At 51.7% G+C, this 17,962-nt stretch carries 19 protein-coding genes; 12 read left to right on the plus strand and 7 right to left on the minus strand.

What is annotated here, in order from left to right; all coding sequences use genetic code 11:
* Window positions 1-399: 399 nt before the first annotated feature.
* From B3Z23_RS00720 to speA, 3 genes are all read right to left on the minus strand, one after another.
* Window positions 400-807 (minus strand): YidB family protein, encoded by a 408-nt coding sequence (locus B3Z23_RS00720; RefSeq protein ID WP_294900172.1) that lies wholly within the window; start codon window positions 805-807, stop codon window positions 400-402.
* Window positions 808-865: 58 nt separating this feature from the next.
* Window positions 866-1,786: an agmatinase gene (gene speB, locus B3Z23_RS00725; protein WP_038018061.1), complete on the minus strand. Its 921-nt coding sequence runs from the start codon at window positions 1,784-1,786 to the stop codon at window positions 866-868.
* Window positions 1,787-1,978: 192 nt separating this feature from the next.
* Complete coding sequence (gene speA / locus B3Z23_RS00730; protein WP_038018059.1) at window positions 1,979-3,955, minus strand: biosynthetic arginine decarboxylase; 1,977 nt, start codon at window positions 3,953-3,955, stop codon at window positions 1,979-1,981.
* An 812-nt stretch (window positions 3,956-4,767) separates the two neighbouring features.
* Between speA and metK the strand changes: the two genes are divergently transcribed.
* From metK to B3Z23_RS00770, 8 genes are all read left to right on the plus strand, one after another.
* Window positions 4,768-5,919 (plus strand): methionine adenosyltransferase, encoded by a 1,152-nt coding sequence (gene metK, locus B3Z23_RS00735; RefSeq protein ID WP_038018055.1) that lies wholly within the window; start codon window positions 4,768-4,770, stop codon window positions 5,917-5,919.
* 445 nt (window positions 5,920-6,364) lie between these two features.
* Complete coding sequence (locus tag B3Z23_RS00740; protein ID WP_294900180.1) at window positions 6,365-7,762, plus strand: sugar porter family MFS transporter; 1,398 nt, start codon at window positions 6,365-6,367, stop codon at window positions 7,760-7,762.
* A gap of 107 nt (window positions 7,763-7,869) precedes the next feature.
* The gene (locus B3Z23_RS00745) at window positions 7,870-8,376 is read left to right on the plus strand and encodes a SprT family zinc-dependent metalloprotease (RefSeq protein ID WP_046791821.1); all 507 of its coding nucleotides are present in this window, start codon (window positions 7,870-7,872) and stop codon (window positions 8,374-8,376) included.
* A gap of 185 nt (window positions 8,377-8,561) precedes the next feature.
* Entirely contained in the window at window positions 8,562-9,293 is a 732-nt protein-coding gene (gene rsmE, locus B3Z23_RS00750; protein ID WP_294900185.1) for a 16S rRNA (uracil(1498)-N(3))-methyltransferase, read from the plus strand.
* Between the two features lie 101 nt (window positions 9,294-9,394).
* Window positions 9,395-10,342 carry a glutathione synthase gene (gene gshB, locus B3Z23_RS00755; protein ID WP_038018044.1) on the plus strand — a complete coding sequence of 316 codons (948 nt, stop codon included), beginning with the start codon at window positions 9,395-9,397 and terminating at the stop codon, window positions 10,340-10,342.
* A 72-nt stretch (window positions 10,343-10,414) separates the two neighbouring features.
* Window positions 10,415-10,978 carry a YqgE/AlgH family protein gene (locus B3Z23_RS00760; protein ID WP_294900188.1) on the plus strand — a complete coding sequence of 188 codons (564 nt, stop codon included), beginning with the start codon at window positions 10,415-10,417 and terminating at the stop codon, window positions 10,976-10,978.
* Window positions 10,978-11,394, plus strand: a complete 417-nt coding sequence (gene ruvX / locus B3Z23_RS00765; protein WP_294900191.1) for a Holliday junction resolvase RuvX — start codon at window positions 10,978-10,980, stop codon at window positions 11,392-11,394. Before B3Z23_RS00760 ends, ruvX begins: the two co-directional genes overlap by 1 nt.
* A gap of 120 nt (window positions 11,395-11,514) precedes the next feature.
* On the plus strand, window positions 11,515-11,886 hold the full coding sequence (locus tag B3Z23_RS00770; protein ID WP_294900194.1) for a protease inhibitor I42 family protein: 372 nt from the start codon (window positions 11,515-11,517) through the stop codon (window positions 11,884-11,886).
* Here B3Z23_RS00770 and B3Z23_RS00775 read toward each other — a convergent pair.
* Window positions 11,883-12,941: a type IV pilus twitching motility protein PilT gene (locus B3Z23_RS00775; protein WP_294900197.1), complete on the minus strand. Its 1,059-nt coding sequence runs from the start codon at window positions 12,939-12,941 to the stop codon at window positions 11,883-11,885. The two genes, B3Z23_RS00770 and B3Z23_RS00775, sit on opposite strands and share 4 nt — an antisense overlap.
* A 14-nt stretch (window positions 12,942-12,955) precedes the next feature.
* On the opposite strand from B3Z23_RS00775, the gene B3Z23_RS00780 reads away from it, so the two are divergent.
* The 4 genes from B3Z23_RS00780 to hemW are packed head-to-tail and all read left to right on the plus strand — an operon-like array spanning window position 12,956 to window position 15,976.
* On the plus strand, window positions 12,956-13,663 hold the full coding sequence (locus tag B3Z23_RS00780) for a YggS family pyridoxal phosphate-dependent enzyme (RefSeq protein ID WP_294900448.1): 708 nt from the start codon (window positions 12,956-12,958) through the stop codon (window positions 13,661-13,663).
* Between the two features lie 12 nt (window positions 13,664-13,675).
* A complete protein-coding gene (locus tag B3Z23_RS00785; RefSeq protein ID WP_294900200.1) occupies window positions 13,676-14,230 on the plus strand; it encodes a YggT family protein in 555 nt (184 codons plus the stop codon).
* A gap of 20 nt (window positions 14,231-14,250) precedes the next feature.
* Window positions 14,251-14,844: an RdgB/HAM1 family non-canonical purine NTP pyrophosphatase gene (gene rdgB, locus B3Z23_RS00790; protein WP_294900204.1), complete on the plus strand. Its 594-nt coding sequence runs from the start codon at window positions 14,251-14,253 to the stop codon at window positions 14,842-14,844.
* The gene (gene hemW, locus B3Z23_RS00795; RefSeq protein ID WP_294900207.1) at window positions 14,837-15,976 is read left to right on the plus strand and encodes a radical SAM family heme chaperone HemW; all 1,140 of its coding nucleotides are present in this window, start codon (window positions 14,837-14,839) and stop codon (window positions 15,974-15,976) included. The genes rdgB and hemW overlap by 8 nt, the downstream gene beginning before the upstream one ends.
* A gap of 55 nt (window positions 15,977-16,031) precedes the next feature.
* On the opposite strand, the gene B3Z23_RS00800 is transcribed toward hemW, so the two are convergent.
* The 3 genes from B3Z23_RS00800 to trmB all read right to left on the minus strand — a co-directional run bounded on the left by B3Z23_RS00800 (window position 16,032) and on the right by trmB (window position 17,880).
* Window positions 16,032-16,745 carry a DUF2884 family protein gene (locus B3Z23_RS00800; protein WP_294900210.1) on the minus strand — a complete coding sequence of 238 codons (714 nt, stop codon included), beginning with the start codon at window positions 16,743-16,745 and terminating at the stop codon, window positions 16,032-16,034.
* A gap of 89 nt (window positions 16,746-16,834) precedes the next feature.
* The gene (locus B3Z23_RS00805) at window positions 16,835-17,161 is read right to left on the minus strand and encodes a YggL family protein (protein WP_294900213.1); all 327 of its coding nucleotides are present in this window, start codon (window positions 17,159-17,161) and stop codon (window positions 16,835-16,837) included.
* Entirely contained in the window at window positions 17,161-17,880 is a 720-nt protein-coding gene (gene trmB / locus B3Z23_RS00810) for a tRNA (guanosine(46)-N7)-methyltransferase TrmB (protein WP_294900217.1), read from the minus strand. The genes B3Z23_RS00805 and trmB overlap by 1 nt, the downstream gene beginning before the upstream one ends.
* Window positions 17,881-17,962: the final 82 nt, after the last annotated feature.

Here is a 17,962-nt window from a genome sequence, read left to right on the forward strand (position 1 = left end):
CGAGTTCTTTATGTGAGGGCATGTTTTAACTCCAGATCGGCAAAAAGCCTTCCCTGAGCGAAATTGGCTATTTCATTGAAAATCAACAATTATCAGGCAAGGCAGAAATACTTTAGTCCTTCAATGTACATGAAAAACAGGGCAAAAGTATATGCCACAGACGGCGAATTGTGCGACTGATGCGGGTTCGGCGACAGATCTGCCGCCCGAAGCGATGATAGCGGAATATTTTCCGTGTAAACCCTCCCCACACCGGATAGTCACCAATTGACAGGGAATATTACGCGAAATAGCTCTGAGGCCGCCCGTGAGCAAAAAACAGTCTGAGGATGGCTGAAGCATGACGATGAAAAAACCGGTGTCTTTGCAGAGCACCGGTTTTCAGGGCACTGGCGGCTATCAGCCTTTGAAAATACTATTCACCAGCGATCCCAGATCCAGCTGGCTGTTGCTGCCAGTGGCTTCAGGGTGAACCTCGCCTTGTGGAGAGATTTTATCTACCAGGTGTGGCAGCAACTGAGATAAGGTGCCGGAAGCACCGTTAACATCAGTGCCGAGTTTATCCGCCAGTGACTGCAAGTCTTCATTGCTGAATGCAGACTGAATATCACCACTGCTGACCGGCTGGTTAGAGCCATTACTCAGCCACGAAGATAAAATCTCACCCAGTCCACCCTGCTGAAATTTCTGAATCAGCACTTCAATTCCACCCTGCTCCTGGACCCAGTTCCAGACAGCCTGTAACTGGCCCAGATTATTTTGCTGACCACCAGTCAGCGAACCCACCAGCTCATCCAGTAAACCCATGTCAATCTCCTTCCTGTTCGGTGTTCGTTTTATTTTTCAGCAGACGAACACAAGTCAGTTATGCTTTGTTCGCTGCCTGTACGTGCAACATATCCAGCGCCAGTGTCGCCGCGGCCAGAGCCGTGATATCCGCGTGGTCATAACCCGGTGCCACTTCCACCAGATCCATACCCACGATATTCAGCCCCTGTAATCCACGCACCAGTTTAGCGGCTTTATCGGATGTCAGGCCACCTATTACCGGGGTTCCGGTGCCCGGGGCATGTGCCGGGTCCAGACAGTCAATATCAAACGTCAGATAAACCGGCAGGTCACCGACCGTGTTTTTAATTTCGGCCAGGATGCTGTCTACCGGCAGATCGTTGACACGGGCTGCATCCAGCACGTTGAATCCCAGTTGTTTGTCATATTCGGTCCGGATACCAATCTGCACCGAATGATTCGGATCGATCAGTCCTTCGTTAGGCGCATGGTAGAACATGGTACCGTGATCGAAGGTCGGGCCGTTCGAATAAGTATCAGTGTGGGCATCAAAATGTACCAGCGCCATTTTGCCAAAATGTTTGGCATGTGCCCGCAATAATGGCAGAGAAATATAGTGGTCACCCCCAAACGTCAACATGCGTTTGCCGTTAGCCAGCAGCTTTTCGGCATGGGCCTGCAGTTTAGTCGACATATCCTGAGAATCGCCAAAGGCATACACCAGATCGCCACAGTCGATCACCTTCAGGCGCTGACGAAGATCAAAGTCCCACGGCCAGCGGCAGCCTTCCCACGCCAGATTGGTGGAAATCTGGCGAATTGCGCCCGGGCCCAGGCGGCTGCCAGGACGACCGGAGGTGGCAGCATCAAAAGGAACCCCGGTGATCACCCATTCAGCATCACTGTTATAAGGCTGAAAATTCAGCGGAAACCGCATAAAACCAAAGGCATTAGACACCAGAGAGTTGTCATATTCATTACCCAGGGTATGGTACATAGTTGTTCCTCTATATTTCCGTAAACCGGTAATCTACTGAAAAAGAGCAGCATTCCGGCCTGATTTTGACGAAAAAAAACCCTTGTGTGTCGTTAAACCCGACGCACAAGGGCGATAGATCATTATGGTATTTCGCTGCAATGACTGCAATCACTAATCATGCGTTCAGCCATTGCCCGCCGCGGTAACGGGTTACTCATCTTCCAGATAAGTGTAACCATACAGACCACTTTCAAATTCTGACAGGAACTGATCCCGCAGTTCCTCTTCGATCACACTGGCATTGACCTGTTTATGGAACAGTTCCAGTAATTCCCGTGGATCCAGCTGAACATACTGCAGCATATCCGCGACAGTATCTCCTTCGTCTGATAACTCCACATCGACTGAACCGTCATCGAAAGCATAAACATTCACCGCTTCGGTATCACCAAACAGGTTATGCATATTGCCAAGAATTTCCTGATAAGCACCGACCATAAAGAAGCCCAGCATCGGTGGGTTTTCAGCATCATATTCCGGCATCGGCATGGTGGTCGCAATACCGTCACCATCCACATAATGGTCGATAGTACCGTCTGAATCGCAGGTAATATCCAGCAGTACCGCACGACGTTCAGGCGATTTGTTCAGTCCTTCCAACGGCAGCACCGGGAATAACTGATCGATCCCCCAGGCATCCGGCATCGACTGGAACAGCGAGAAGTTGACATAGATCTTGTCTGCCATCCGTTCCTGCAACTCATCGATGATCGGCCGGTGGGCACGGTTGCTTGGGTCCAGATGCTGACGGGTGTAATGACAGATACTCAGATAGAGCTGTTCTGCCCAGGCCCGCTGATTCAGATCATAAGTTCCTGCAGAGTAGCCGGTATGAATATCAGACAGGTCCATCTGGCTGTCATGCAGCCATTCGCGCAGCGAACGACGGACATTAGGCTCATGCATCTCCTGCCAGGTGTCCCACATACTGACGATAGGTCGCGGAGCATCTTCTGCCGGGGCCTGTGGGGTGGTAAATTCGTTGCGTTCCACACCAATAATATTCGACACCAGAACGGTATGATGAGCCGTCACGGCACGCCCGGATTCGGTAATGACCGTCGGGTGCTCCAGACCATGTTCATCACAGGCGCCGCCAATTGCCCAAATCACGTTATTGGCGTACTCGTTCAGCCCGTAGTTTACTGAGCAGTCAGACTGAGAACGGGTACCTTCATAGTCAACTCCCAGACCGCCACCCACATCAAAGCATTTGATATTCACGCCGAGTTTTGCCAGTTCTACATAGAAACGGGCAGACTCACGCACCCCGGTCGAAATATCGCGGATATTCGCCATCTGCGACCCCAGATGGAAATGCAGCAGTTGCAGGCTGTCGAGCCGGCCGGCATTGCGCATGATGTCTACCAGCTGCAGTACCTGAGATGCTGACAAACCAAATTTCGATTTTTCTCCCCCACTCGACTGCCATTTGCCGGACCCCTGAGAAGCCAGCCGGGCACGGATCCCCAGTCGCGGAGTGACATTCAGGCGTTCAGCCTCTTCCAGCACCAGTCGCACCTCAGTCATCTTCTCGATAACCAGATAGACTTTATGGCCCAGTTTTTCACCAATCAGGGCCAGGCGGATGTATTCACGGTCTTTATAACCGTTACAGACAATCACTGAACGGGTCTGTCCGGCATGCGCCAGCACGGCCATCAGTTCAGCTTTAGATCCCGCTTCCAGCCCCAGCGGTTCTCCGGAATTAATCAGTGATTCGATGACCCGCTTATGCTGGTTCACCTTGATGGGATACACCAGGAAGTAATCGCCGGTATAGCCGAAGGATTCACGCGCACGTTTAAATGCAGCGTTAATAGAGCGCAGACGATGTTGCAGAATTTGTGGGAAGCAAAACAGTGCCGGCAGGCGCTGGCCCTGGGCCTCACGTTCTTTGACCAGTTTCGCCAGGTCAACACGCACTTCGGGCTTATCCGGATTTGGGCAGACACTGATATGACCGAGTTCGTTCACGTCATAATAGTTATTCCCCCACCAGGCGATGTTATAGGTCTTTAACATCCGGCTGGCTTCCTGATCATTCACTGCAACTTCCTGCATTGAGCGCAGTTCCCCATGTTCGCCTGCTGACGAACCCTTAATAGTCTTCATGTCGTCAGACATCGCGAACCTCTATCTTAGATTGAAAAGTGAAACAGCTGTTTTCTCGCATGGAGAATTTTCTCCTGACCGAAGTGCCTGCTTCTGTCACCAGGTATAGCACACTCTCCTGGCAAGTGTGGCAACTTCAGGGTAAATCACCGGATATCAAATCAGCCTTTGGGACAGTGCCACAGGCGACGCGACGCAGTCATACCGAACCTGAAATGCCTACCTTAACCGGCGCAGGTGTCGGAATAATTACCGCAGCAAAGGTAACTTCGTCGGGAAAAATTTTGCGGATAAGAACCTGCGGAGACAACAGAAAGGGCCCCGGACACAACAGGACCAGGCAGAGAACCAAAAGATAATGAGTAAGGCTGGTTCATTAGTTTTATCACCTCCACATATGCCAGAAGCATACGGAAAACGTACTGAGGGTGAAGGTCAGAATCATAGTCATCCCGACCCTGCAGCAGCGCTATTTTGGCGCTACGAAACACCGGCTACCCTCGCGGGCAGCAGCGGCTGTTTATACCGTTCAGGGCCTGAAAAAGCAAAGAATTATTGGTGTAAACGGGTACAGTGTTCCACTCTTTTACATTTCGCAATGGCTTAATCTGAAAAAAAGTCTGGAATTCGGGCCGGAGACTGCCCTAGAATGGACGTCCGGATGGTTTTCCATCTAAACGATTAAGAACCAGGCAGTGTCTTTCCAGTCTGTGCTTTTAAGCACACCTTGTACCGCTCACGGCGTTGTCTGAAGAAGCGAAAGTGAGCATGATTGATGTTCGCCAGGCGATTGAATTGAAACCAGAGAGTAAGGTAAGGAACCAATGGCAAAACACCTATTTACATCCGAGTCCGTATCAGAAGGGCATCCCGATAAAATTGCTGATCAGATCTCTGATGCAGTGCTGGATGCCATTCTTGAACAAGATCCGAAAGCACGCGTAGCTTGTGAAACCTATGTGAAAACCGGAATGGTACTGGTAGGTGGTGAAGTCACTACCAGCGCATGGGTAGATATCGAAGACATCGCCCGTAAAACGGTCCGTGATATCGGCTATATCCACTCAGATATGGGCTTTGACGCGAACTCCTGCGCCGTATTAAGCGCTATCGGTAAACAATCGCCGGATATTAATCAGGGTGTTGACCGTGCAGACCCACTGGAACAGGGTGCCGGAGACCAGGGACTGATGTTTGGTTATGCGACTAACGAAACTGATGTTCTGATGCCTGCACCACTGACATATGCACACCGCCTGGTACAGCGCCAGTCTGAAGTGCGTAAAGACGGCTCTCTGCCATGGCTGCGTCCGGACGCAAAAAGCCAGGTCACTTTCCAGTATGACGACGGTAAGATCGTCGGTATCGATGCGGTGGTGCTGTCAACCCAGCACGCGGAAGATATTGGACAGAAAGAGCTGCAGGAAGCAGTAATGGAAACCATTATCAAGCCGGTACTGCCCGCAGAATGGCTGAACAGCTCAACCAAATTCTTTATTAACCCGACCGGCCGTTTTGTAATTGGCGGACCTATGGGTGACTGTGGTCTGACCGGACGTAAAATCATCGTTGATACCTACGGCGGCATGGCTCGTCATGGTGGCGGCGCATTCTCTGGTAAAGACCCGTCTAAAGTTGACCGTTCAGCAGCTTACGCGGCTCGTTATGTGGCTAAAAATATCGTGGCCGCAGGCCTGGCTGACCGTTGTGAAATCCAGGTATCTTATGCTATCGGTGTCGCTGAACCTACTTCTATCATGGTTGAAACCTTTGGCACTGAGAAAGTACCGACAGAAACACTGACCCTGCTGGTTCGTGAATTCTTCGACCTGCGTCCATATGGTCTGATCCAGATGCTGGATCTGTTGCATCCAATCTACCGTGAGACTGCTGCCTATGGCCACTTTGGCCGTGAGCATTTCCCATGGGAAAAAACCGACAAAGCGGCAGCTCTGCGCGAAGCCGCCGGGCTGTAATTGTTGTTACGGGGCAGCGCTGCTGCCCCGTTATTTCCGGCGACACCCCACCCAATGATTAATCCCGCTAAACAAAAAATGCTGTGAAATCAGATTTCTTTTTCCTGCCTTTTGTGAAAACCACCCCCAATTTTGTGATATAGCTCAAGTGGTAACGCTTACAGCGTCCTGATAATTATTTCTCAGATTTTTCAGGGTATAACAAATTAATTCAATCGTTAAAAATGGGTTGCTTTGAGTCGTCAGTGCAAGGCTATAATCTGAACCCTGCCGGAAACAAAATTTAATCTTGCGGCTGGCGCTGAAAGGTCTTTTACGAATTAAATATTTCTTTCAGCGGGTTATCATGTGTAACCGATTACATCAATGTGATCTGGCTCACTGATAAATTGAAGGGATTTTTTTAACATTACAACAAGAATGATAGTTAACAGCGGAGGCTAAAATGCCCGGCAATACTAATAACAGCAGAAGCTCGAACAAAATGATGACATTTTTTGTTTGCTTCCTTGCGGCACTTGCGGGTTTACTGTTTGGTCTGGATATCGGTGTAATCGCCGGCGCCCTGCCTTTCATCGCAAAAGAATTTAACGTGACGGCACACCAGCAGGAATGGATCGTCAGTTCCATGATGTTTGGTGCGGCGGTGGGTGCCGTCGGCAGTGGCTGGATGTCTTCACAACTGGGCCGTAAGAAGAGCCTGATGGCCGGAGCTATCCTGTTTGTTGCAGGCTCGCTGTGTTCCGCCTTCGCCACCAATCCGGAAGTGCTGATTGCCGCCAGGGTCCTGTTAGGCCTGGCTGTCGGTATCGCCTCTTATACTGCACCTTTGTATCTGTCTGAGATTGCGCCGGAAAAAATTCGCGGCAGTATGATCTCCCTGTATCAGCTGATGATTACCATCGGGATTGTCGGTGCTTATCTTTCAGATACCGCATTCAGTTACACTGGTGAATGGCGCTGGATGCTGGGCGTGATTACTATCCCGGCCCTGTTACTGCTGGTTGGGGTTATCTTCCTGCCCAACAGTCCACGCTGGCTGGCGGCAAAAGGAAACTTTAAGGATGCACAACGGGTACTGGACCGTCTGCGCGACACCAGCGAACAGGCTAAACGTGAGCTGGATGAAATCCGTGAAAGTCTGAAGATTAAACAGACTGGCTGGGCACTGTTCACTTCTAACCCAAACTTCCGTCGTGCAGTCTGGCTGGGTGTTCTGTTGCAGGTTATGCAGCAGTTTACCGGGATGAACGTAATTATGTACTACGCGCCAAAAATCTTTGAAATCGCCGGATTCACCAATACTACCCAGCAGATGTGGGGAACAGTGATTGTTGGCGGTATCAACGTTCTGGCGACCTTTATTGCTATCGGCCTGGTTGACCGCTGGGGTCGTAAACCTACGTTAATCCTCGGCTTTATTGTGATGGCCGCAGGTATGGGTATCCTGGGAGCCATGTTGCATATCGGCATGCATTCACTGGGACAGCAATATTTTGCTATCGCCATGCTGCTGATTTTCATCATCGGTTTTGCGATGAGTGCCGGCCCGCTGATTTGGGTACTGTGCTCTGAGATCCAGCCGCTGAAAGGGCGTGATTTTGGTATCACCGTTTCTACAGCGACTAACTGGATTGCCAACATGATTGTCGGCGCGACCTTCCTGACGCTGCTGAATTCTCTGGGTAATGCAGCGACTTTCGGACTGTACGCCGCACTGAACGTACTATTTATTATCCTGACACTGGTTCTGATTCCTGAAACCAAAGGCGTTTCACTGGAACACATCGAACGTAACCTGATGCAGGGTAAAAAATTACGTAACATCGGTGATAAGAATTAATTCTTTCTCCCGGTGAACCCGACAGGCAACGGAAACGTTGCCTGTTTTGTTTTAGTGCTACCCTGCCCCGGATTGTAATCTGCCCTGACTGGCTTTATGCTGCCGCTATGAAAACACCTCGTCTGCCCATCGCCCTTCAGCAAGCCGTTATGCGTTCGCTGCGTGAACACTTACAGCGTGCTAATGACAGTCTGAAACAGGCTTATCCCGAACCCTCTGTTCTCTACCAGCAACGGGGAACCACTGCCGGTACGGCCTGGCTTCAACAATGGGAAATCCGTCTTAACCCGGTATTGTTGCTGGAAAATAAACAGCCCTTTATCGACGAGGTGGTGCCCCATGAACTGGCCCATCTGCTGGTCTGGAAAGAGTTTGGCCGTGTCGCTCCGCATGGTAAGGAGTGGAAATGGATGATGGAAACGGTGTTAGGCGTCAGTGCCAGCCGTACTCATCGCTTTAGCACCGACACGGTACAGAAGACCTTTGCCTATACCTGCCACTGCCGACAGCATCAGTTGACGGTACGACGCCATAACCGGGTTTTGCGCGGCGAAACCCGCTACCGTTGTACCCACTGCGGCAGTGAACTGACCCGTGGCGAGTTTCAGGCCTGAGGTCTCTGCTAATATTGCCTTCCTCCGCTCCGGCTGTGGCATAATACAACGACAGCGGTCAATACTGGCTGGTTAAAAAACAACGTGTCGCGGTTGACGTTCTTATCACGGGCAGAGACACTGCTGACTCATTAATTTACTGAGGGCTGGTCATAAGGTACCGGCCCGGAACTGGCAGATTTTTCATGCGTATACCCCGCATTTATCACCCTGAAACAATAACGAATCACAGTGAATTTCAGCTTAGCGAAGAGGCAGCGAATCATGTGGGTCGGGTACTGAGGATGACCGCAGGACAGCTACTGGAGCTGTTCGATGGCAGTAATCAGACCTTTAGTGCCACCATTGTGCATGCCGATAAAAAAAGCGTTACTGTCCAGGTCACCGAAGGCATCACCGATAATCGTGAATCGCCGCTATTTCTTCACCTGGGTCAGGTGATGTCACGTGGCGAGAAAATGGAGTTTACTATCCAGAAATCGATAGAACTGGGGGTGAATCAGGTCACACCGCTAATTTCGGAACGCTGCGGAGTCAAACTTGATGCTGAAAGACTGGAGAAAAAGCGCCAGCAGTGGCAGAAAATTGCCATTGCAGCCTGTGAGCAGTCAGGCAGAAATGTGGTACCGGAAATCCGCCCGGTGATGTCACTGAGTGACTGGTGCGCAGAGCAGGAACAGGGGCTGAAACTGAATCTGCATCCGCGGGCTTCACAGAGCATTAATACGTTGCCGCTGCCGGTCAACAGGGTTCGGATGCTGATTGGCCCGGAGGGCGGTCTGACAGCCAATGAAATCGACATGGCCTCCCGTCAGGGATTTACTGATATCCTGCTGGGGCCGCGTGTGTTACGTACTGAAACCGCCGCACTGACCGTGCTGACGGCATTGCAGGTAAGATTTGGTGATTTAGGGTAATCTGCCCTGTAGCCGGCACCTGCGGTAAAGCCCTGACGATCCTGAACCGGTAAAATCCGTTAATGATAAGGTAGTCATTACTGCCTTCCGAGGAGATAAGAATGATTAAGCTTGGCATAGTGATGGATCCTATTGCGGACATCAATATTAAGAAAGACACCAGTTTTGCAATGCTGCTGGAAGCACAGCGCCGGGGTTATGAAATCCATTATATGGAAATGAATGATTTGTATCTGCGTGGCGGAGTCGCCAGTGCGCGAACCCGCTTGCTTACGGTGGAACAAAACTACGACGGCTGGTATCAGTTCGGCAGCGAGCAGGAAATCCCGCTGGCAGACCTGAATGTGATTCTGATGCGTAAGGACCCGCCGTTTGATACCGAATTTATTTATGCCACTTACATTCTGGAACGTGCCGAAGAACAGGGCACTCTGGTGGTTAATAAGCCGCAGAGCCTGCGTGACTGTAACGAAAAACTGTTCACTGCATGGTTTGCGGAGTTAACTCCGGATACTTTGGTCACCCGCAGTCAGCAGAAACTGCGCGAATTCTGGCAGGAACACGGCGATATCATTATGAAACCGCTGGATGGCATGGGTGGTACCTCGATTTTCCGCGTGAAACAGGATGATCCTAACTTTTCGGTGATCTGTGAAGCACTGACTCATGAAAATACCACCTTCTGCATGGCACAGAACTATCTGCCGGCGATTAAAGAAGGTGATAAGCGGGTGCTGGTCGTCGACGGAGAACCGGTGCCTTATTGCCTGGCAAGGATACCTAAATCCGGCGAAACCCGGGGTAACCTCGCGGCCGGTGGCCGGGGTGAAGCTCGCCCGCTGAGTGACAGTGACTGGGCTATTGCCCGTAAAGTTGCCCCGGTCCTGAAGCAAAAAGGCCTGATTTTTGTCGGACTGGATATTATCGGCGACCGGCTGACCGAAATTAATGTCACCAGCCCGACCTGCGTACGTGAAATTGAAGCCGCATTCCCAATCTCGATTACCGGCATGCTGATGGATGCTATCGAGAAACGCCTGGGTCACTAAGTCCGGCCTTCGTTTTGCCCGGTAGCCCGGAGGCTGCCGGATATTTTTTCCTGATAAACTAACAGAGTCAGTATGAATTTACAGCACCATTTTCTGATCGCGATGCCCTCATTACAGGACCCGATATTCAAACGGTCTGTAATCTATGTTTGTGAGCACAACGACGAAGGAGCTATGGGCCTGATAGTGAATAAGCCCATGGAAAACCTGACCATTGAGGGTGTGCTGAATAAACTAGACATTACGCCGCAACAAAATGATGCTGCACACTCATTAGAAAACCCGGTGTATAACGGCGGACCTGTTGCAGAAGATCGCGGTTTTATCCTGCACTCACCGGAAAACAGGTTTACTTCCAGTATTACTGTTTCTGAACACACGGTGCTGACGACCTCAAAAGATGTTCTCGAATCGTTGGGCAGCGATCAGCAACCCGAAAATATCATTGTGGCGCTGGGATACTGCAGCTGGGAAAAATCACAGCTGGAAAATGAAATACTGGAAAATGCCTGGCTGACCATTCCGGCCAGTGAGAAAATTCTGTTCCATACTCCGGCGGGCGAGCGCTGGCGTAACGCGGCTAAACATATCGGGATAGATATCAGTCAGATGAGCAGCGAAGCGGGGCATGCCTGATGTCAGTGAAAATCTTACTCGGATTCGATTTCGGTACCCGGAGTATCGGAGTGGCTGTCGGTCAGCAACTGACCGGTACCGCCAGGCCCCTGACTGCCATCAAAGCTCAGGATGGGGTCCCTGACTGGAATGTGATTGAAAAACTGCTTAAAGAGTGGCAGCCCGATTTAGTGGTGGTCGGTCTGCCACTGAATATGGATGGAACAGAGCAACCGCTGACTGCCCGTGCCCGTAAATTTGCCAACCGTCTGCATGGCAGGTTTGGTGTCGCGGTTGAATTACAGGATGAACGCTTAAGTACCGTAGAAGCCCGGGCAGGTCTGTTCGAAACCGGCGGTTATCGTGCACTGACCAAAGGAAAAGTCGATTCAGGTTCAGCCGTGATCATCCTCGAAAGCTGGTTCGACAATCATTAACCTCTGTGGTGTTCTTTTACTGCCTGAGAAATAACAACGTCATGTCTCTCCCACCAATGCCATAAACAGTAATTAATGCTATATTCATTGATTATCACAGCATAAAACGGAGTTTTAGCAATGAACAGATTAATTTACTTTCTGTCTGTGGCACTGGGCTGTATGACGTTTACGGCGGCTGCCGCCGATGTTCCTGTACAACTGGACGGTGTGGCGGGCAAACCGGTTAAGCTGACGCTGGAGGCTAATCCATCTACCGGCTATCAATGGATGGTCAGCCAGTTACCTGCCGGTGTATTATTGATTCCCGGCAGTTACCAGCAGTCTCCCGACTGTAAACCCGGCATGACCGGATGTTCAGGTCAGCAGACATTTTATCTGATTGGTCGTAAAGCCGGCACTTCGACCCTGAAAATGATTTATGGCAGGACGTTCGACAGCACTGACTGGCATGAAAACAGTATCAGGCTGGTTATCTCAGCAGCCCCTTAAGCCTCACCTGGCCAGATACCAGCGACACTTCTCCCTGCCTCGCCGGCAAACCGATTTGCCAGTGCCGACGAGGCGGTTTCTACACCAGCAGCGAGTGGAAAACTCTGCATTCCGTCTGCCGAGCTGGTCTGAATTATCCCTGCCAGCAGATGTGTTTTTCCTTCACGAATGACACTGGCCACCGCCGGGGTATTCAGCATCACTTCAAATTCCGCCCGTTGCCGGGTAGCATGCGCTTCGTCATTCACCAGCCGCTGTGCAATCACTGCAGTCAGACAGGCGGCCAGCTGTCTGCTGACCAGCGATTTTTCGCCTGCAGGAAAACTATCCACCAGCCGCTCAACAGTTTGTGCAGCCGTCCTGGTATGCAGGGTCGCCAGCACCAGATGTCCGGTTTCTGCGGCCGTCAAAGCCAGCCGGATCGTCTGATGATCACGTAATTCCCCCAACATGATGATATCCGGGTCCTGACGGAGTGCCGCCATCAGTCCCTGGCTGTAACAGGAAAAATCCCTGCCCGCTTCCCGTTGCTGGATAAGAGATCGGTGATTGTCGTAGAGATACTCGATCGGATCTTCCAGGGTAATAATATGTAGCGCCCGCTGACGACTGATTGCCCCCATCATCGCCGCCAGCGATGTCGATTTTCCGCAACCGGTCGCCCCGCTGAAGAGTATCAGTCCGGCACTTTCACCGGTCAGACGGTAACAGACGGCAGGCATACCCAGGCTCTCCATGGAGGGGATATTTTGGCGCAGAATGCGTAATGCCAGAGATATGCCTCCGTTACGGCGGAAAATACAGGCTCTCAGCCGGGTTCCTGTTGCCATGGTTAGTGCGGCATCACAGTGGCCGTGGATCCGGAGTTGTTGCTGTTGCTCATCCGTCAGACTGTCATCACAAAACTTTTGCAGGGTCGCATCAGTTACCGGGGCCATTCCCGGGGCTGTTGTCAGCAGCCCCCGGCAACGCCACCAGGGTAAATGTCCACAGCAAAGGTGCAGATCAGAGGCATTATGCTTTACACTAAGCGCAACAATTTCATCTAACTCCATAAAACAGCCCGGTGATGACTTCCATTCAGCATAATTTACAGCAGATCCGTCAGCGTATTCACGCTGCTGCCGAAAGTTGCGGCAGAGATCCACAGCAGATTACTCTGCTGGCAGTGAGTAAAACCAAACCTGTGAGCGACATCCGCGAAGCCTGGCTGGCGGGACAACGTTGCTTTGGCGAAAATTATGTCCAGGAAGGGGTGGATAAAGTCGCACAGACCGCAGATTTAGCCGGTCTGGAATGGCATTTTATCGGTCCGTTACAATCCAATAAAAGCCGTCTGGTGGCTGAAAACTTTGACTGGTGCCATACCCTGGACCGACAGAAACTGGCGCAAAGACTGAACGATCAGCGCCCGCCACACCTTGGCCCCCTGAATGTGCTGATTCAGGTCAACATCAGCGATGAATCCAGCAAGTCAGGGATCACTGTCGGTGATATTCCGGCCCTTGCCCGGCAGATTGTTGAGTTACCCCATCTGAAATTGCGTGGCCTGATGGCCATTCCCGCACCATCGGAAGATTATCAGTCGCAGCTGGCGGTATGCCGGCAGATGACCGCAGCATTTCACGCTTTACAGGCGGAATTCAGCGGGATTGATACACTATCGCTGGGAATGAGCGATGATATGGATGCCGCCATTGAAGCCGGCAGTACGATGGTTCGTATTGGCTCCGCCATTTTTGGCGCACGCCAGTATCCGCCCTCTTCACCCCAATAACTGAGGACACACATGTACACTCTGACTTTTCTGGTCAAAACGGTTATCGATCTTTACGTCATGGTTCTGCTGCTACGTATCTGGATGCAGTGGGCCCGCTGTGATTTCTATAATCCACTGGCGCAATTTATTGTTAAACTGACTCAGCCGGTAATCCGTCCACTACGCCGTATTATCCCCGCAATGGGTCCCATTGATACCGCGTCTTTAGTACTGGCACTGGTACTGACCATTATTAAGTTCCCGCTACTGATGCTGATCCAGTCCGGCGGGTTTGTGATTGGCCTGAGTAATGTGCTGATTGGCGTCCTGTCGTTGCTGAAAGCTGCCGGTAACCTGGTGTTTTGGGTGATTCTGATCCGTTCACTGATGAGCTGGGTGAGCCAGGGCCGCAGCCCGATAGATTATGTGCTGGTACAACTGACAGAGCCGCTCATGGCACCTGTTCGCCGCATTCTGCCGGCCATGGGCGGTATCGACTTCTCTGCCATGGTGGTGGTTCTGATTCTCTATGCACTGAATTTTCTCGGGATGGATCTGTTTCCGGGACTCTGGTATCTGCTGTAACTCTGAACGTTGGAATGATTATGCAAAAAGTTGTACTGGCAACCGGTAATCCCGGCAAAGTGCGTGAACTGGCCGAACCCCTGGCTGATTTTGGTTTTGATATTGTGGCTCAGACCGATCTGGGCGTCGATTCTGTGGAAGAGACCGGCCTGACCTTTATCGAAAATGCGCTGATAAAAGCCCGCCACGCCGCACGTGTCACCGGCCTGCCGGCGATTGCCGACGACTCAGGGCTGGCCGTCGATGTCCTGGGTGGCGCCCCCGGTATTTACTCTGCCCGTTATGCGGGTGTTGAGGCGACTGACCAACAGAATCTGGATAAACTGCTGGCAGCGATGCAGGAGGTTCCTGATGAAAAGCGCCAGGCGGCATTCCATTGTGTGCTGGTCTACCTGCGCCATGCCGATGACCCGACACCACTGGTGTTTCATGGTCAGTGGCCCGGTGTTATTGCCCGTGAAAGTCAGGGCGAAGGCGGGTTTGGTTACGACCCAATTTTTTTCCTGCCAGAGCTGAATATCACGGCGGCAGGGATGACTAAAGCCGAAAAACTGGCAATTTCACACCGTGGGCAGGCACTGAAGCTGCTGCTGGATGCTCTGCGTAATGGGTAATCTGCCACCACTGAGTCTGTATATTCATATTCCCTGGTGTGTACAGAAATGTCCGTATTGTGATTTTAATTCACACGCCCTGAAAGGCGATGTCCCGCATATGGACTATGTGGGGCATCTGCTGGCTGATCTGGACTCTGATATCCCCCTGACTTCAGGGCGTGAAGTATCGACGATTTTTATCGGCGGCGGCACTCCCAGTCTGCTAAGCAGCGAAGCCATGCAGGCGCTGCTGGACGGTGTCCGTCAGCGTATACCGCTGGCAGCCGATGCCGAGATTACCATGGAAGCTAACCCCGGCACGGTAGAAGCCGATCGTTTCAGCGGTTATCAGCAGGCAGGGGTTAACCGTATTTCGATTGGGGTACAGAGTTTCAGCCCGGCCAAACTGCAACGACTGGGACGTATCCATGGACCGGAAGAGGCAAAACGGGCGGCTAAGCTGGCTGCCGGGCTGGGACTACGTAGTTTTAATCTGGATCTGATGCATGGTCTCCCCGACCAGTCGCTGGAAGAAGCCTTAGACGACTTACGACAGGCGATTGCGTTATCACCGCCGCATCTCTCCTGGTATCAGTTAACGATTGAACCCAATACGCTGTTTGCCTCACGGCCCCCGGTGTTACCGGATGATGATGCATTATGGGATATCTTCGAACAGGGACACCAGCTACTAACCGATGCCGGTTATCAGCAATATGAGACTTCGGCTTATGCCCGCCCCGGGCTGCAATGTCAGCACAATCTGAACTACTGGCGGTTTGGTGATTATCTGGGGATCGGTTGTGGTTCCCACGGTAAACTCACGCAGGCTGACGGAGAAATTATCCGTACCGTGAAAACCCGCCACCCAAAAGGATTTATGCGCGGAGAATACCTGGATAAGCGTTACAGCGTGCCGGATGACGAGAAGCCGTTTGAGTTTTTTATGAACCGTTTCCGGTTATCTGAACCCTGCCCGCGGGATGAGTTCAGCCGTTTGACCGGGCTGAGTGAGCAACACATTCGCCCGGCACTGAACCAGGCTATCGAGGCCGGTTATTTGCAGGAGACTGCAGCCTGCTGGCAGGTGACGGAGAAAGGACGGCTGTTTCTTAACAGCCTGCTGGAATTTTTTCTGGAACAGGAATAATTAATTCAGAAATTCAGCAGTATCAGGGGTTCTGATACTGCTGATAGCGGAGAGATTACTGACTGACTTGTTGCCAGATAGCCTTGCGCTGTTGTTCAAGTGCCCCGACCTTGCCGCACACCTGCTGACCAAACGCCTGGAAATCTTTTTCCTGCTTACTGACTTCGCTACGAATAGACTGCTGCAGACCGCCAAGGTTGCCCATTAATGCCTGTAACGGGTTATCTCCTGATGATTTGGAACTGCCCAGTTCATTCAGGCTGTCCTGCAGTATTCCACCCATTGCATTCTGCATCAGCTTTTCACCCTCAGTCCGGACCTGATCGATAGCCGCGTGATGGAAATAGAGCCCGCCATCACGGTGCTCAATCACACGATCCATCTGTGCTTTCAGGCCGCTGTCCAGTGTCGCCAGGCGAGTACGCACATGGCTGTCAGAACCCAGCTTTTCAACAATCACTTTATCCAGCGCACTGCGACTGGTTTCCAGCCGTTGACGGGCGCCCTGGTCAATCCAGGGTAAGTCACTGCGTAACGCGGCCTGATAGGCAACCGCCTGCTGACGCAGTGCCTGGTCGGCCTGCACCGGCTTACCGTTAAACGTCATCTCTCCCTGCGGTGAGATGGTCAGGTTACCATTATTGCCACTGACCGCCACTTGCTGCGCCGTGACAGCGACATCATCCTGAGGTTTTACCGGGCACTGATAATCTGCCCACGCCGGGGTGGTAGCCAGCAAAACCCCGACAGCGATCACTTCACGTAACATGCATACTCCTTTCTGTCCCGGTAAAACATGTTCTGCTTTCGGGCTCTGGTTCACCGACTGATAACAACAGGAAAGTTACCTGCAGGTACTTAGTCCCACCAGACGTCAAACAGTTCCGTAACTTTGACTTCTGAGAGTTTTCGGGCTTCCAGCCACTCGCGAACCAGCTGACGGTGCTCATCGGTGCATTTGCCGGTTTGCTGCAGGCAGACCAGCCCTTCCCATTGCAGATAACCACTGCCGTCATAGGCCAGACCATTAGGTTCAATCACTTCATCAACAAAAGCATCCAGAGTGGCATCAATATCCTGCTCTGAGGTCCCTGCGGCGAAGGTCCAGCTGACTGAAAAACCCAGTTCCTGGAATTCTGCCAGGTGCATTTTCTTACGTAAACGACGACTACGCTGTACTGCCATTATTTAATCCTCTCAAACATCAAATCCCAAACCCCGTGCCCCAGACGCTGGCCACGTTGTTCAAACTTAGTTAACGGGCGACTTTCCGGACGCGGTACAAAGTTCCCCTCTTTCGAATGGTTACGGTAACCCGGGATGCTTTGCATAACTTCCAGCATATGCTCTGCATAATTTTCCCAGTCGGTCGCCATATGGAAATCACCGCCCAGTTTTAACTTACGCAATACCAGCTCAGCAAAAGGTACCTGAACGATACGACGTTTATTATGACGGGCTTTATGCCACGGATCAGGGAAGAACAACTGTACCATGCGCAGTGAATTATCCGGGATCATCGATTCCATCACTTCCATTGCGTCGTGGCACATCACCCGCAGGTTGGTCACCCCGGCTTCATGGGCCGAGCCCAGGCATGCGCCGACTCCGGGCGCATGAACTTCAATCCCAAAAAAATCCTGATGGGGGTTTTGCTGTGCCATAGTGACCAGCGAAGCCCCCATACCGAAACCGATTTCTAATACGACCGGCGCTTCACGGCCAAACAGTGCAGCAAAGTTCACCGGTTCAGGTGTAAACTCAACCCCCATCTCCGGCCAGTAATTGTCCAGCGCATGCTGCTGGCCATTGGTCAGCCGCCCCTGACGACGGACAAAGCTGCGGATACGCCGTAACGGACGACCATTCTCGTCAAACTCCGGCGTGATGACATCATTGATCATAGTAATGCCTGTAGGTTGATATTTAATAAAGACGGGAATTATGCAAACTTCGCCCCCGGAAGCAAGCCTTTGCAATGTTCAT

This window comes from Tatumella sp. UBA2305, assembly GCF_002345795.1.
Lineage (GTDB): Bacteria > Pseudomonadota > Gammaproteobacteria > Enterobacterales > Enterobacteriaceae > Tatumella > Tatumella morbirosei.

Excerpts from the sequence above, each read along its gene's own strand:
- B3Z23_RS00800 (WP_294900210.1), bottom strand. The coding sequence starts at position 16,745 with ATGTTACGTGAAGTGATCGCTGTCGGGGTTTTGCTGGCTACCACCCCG.
- B3Z23_RS00740 (WP_294900180.1), top strand. The coding sequence starts at position 6,365 with ATGCCCGGCAATACTAATAACAGCAGAAGCTCGAACAAAATGATGACA.
- rdgB (WP_294900204.1), top strand. The coding sequence starts at position 14,251 with ATGCAAAAAGTTGTACTGGCAACCGGTAATCCCGGCAAAGTGCGTGAA.
- B3Z23_RS00775 (WP_294900197.1), bottom strand. The coding sequence starts at position 12,941 with ATGGAGTTAGATGAAATTGTTGCGCTTAGTGTAAAGCATAATGCCTCT.
- ruvX (WP_294900191.1), top strand. The coding sequence starts at position 10,978 with ATGTCAGTGAAAATCTTACTCGGATTCGATTTCGGTACCCGGAGTATC.
- gshB (WP_038018044.1), top strand. The coding sequence starts at position 9,395 with ATGATTAAGCTTGGCATAGTGATGGATCCTATTGCGGACATCAATATT.
- B3Z23_RS00760 (WP_294900188.1), top strand. The coding sequence starts at position 10,415 with ATGAATTTACAGCACCATTTTCTGATCGCGATGCCCTCATTACAGGAC.
- B3Z23_RS00770 (WP_294900194.1), top strand. The coding sequence starts at position 11,515 with ATGAACAGATTAATTTACTTTCTGTCTGTGGCACTGGGCTGTATGACG.
- speB (WP_038018061.1), bottom strand. The coding sequence starts at position 1,786 with ATGTACCATACCCTGGGTAATGAATATGACAACTCTCTGGTGTCTAAT.
- rsmE (WP_294900185.1), top strand. The coding sequence starts at position 8,562 with ATGCGTATACCCCGCATTTATCACCCTGAAACAATAACGAATCACAGT.
- B3Z23_RS00780 (WP_294900448.1), top strand. The coding sequence starts at position 12,956 with ATGACTTCCATTCAGCATAATTTACAGCAGATCCGTCAGCGTATTCAC.
- speA (WP_038018059.1), bottom strand. The coding sequence starts at position 3,955 with ATGTCTGACGACATGAAGACTATTAAGGGTTCGTCAGCAGGCGAACAT.
- B3Z23_RS00805 (WP_294900213.1), bottom strand. The coding sequence starts at position 17,161 with ATGGCAGTACAGCGTAGTCGTCGTTTACGTAAGAAAATGCACCTGGCA.
- hemW (WP_294900207.1), top strand. The coding sequence starts at position 14,837 with ATGGGTAATCTGCCACCACTGAGTCTGTATATTCATATTCCCTGGTGT.
- metK (WP_038018055.1), top strand. The coding sequence starts at position 4,768 with ATGGCAAAACACCTATTTACATCCGAGTCCGTATCAGAAGGGCATCCC.
- B3Z23_RS00720 (WP_294900172.1), bottom strand. The coding sequence starts at position 807 with ATGGGTTTACTGGATGAGCTGGTGGGTTCGCTGACTGGTGGTCAGCAA.
- B3Z23_RS00745 (WP_046791821.1), top strand. The coding sequence starts at position 7,870 with ATGAAAACACCTCGTCTGCCCATCGCCCTTCAGCAAGCCGTTATGCGT.
- B3Z23_RS00785 (WP_294900200.1), top strand. The coding sequence starts at position 13,676 with ATGTACACTCTGACTTTTCTGGTCAAAACGGTTATCGATCTTTACGTC.
- trmB (WP_294900217.1), bottom strand. The coding sequence starts at position 17,880 with ATGATCAATGATGTCATCACGCCGGAGTTTGACGAGAATGGTCGTCCG.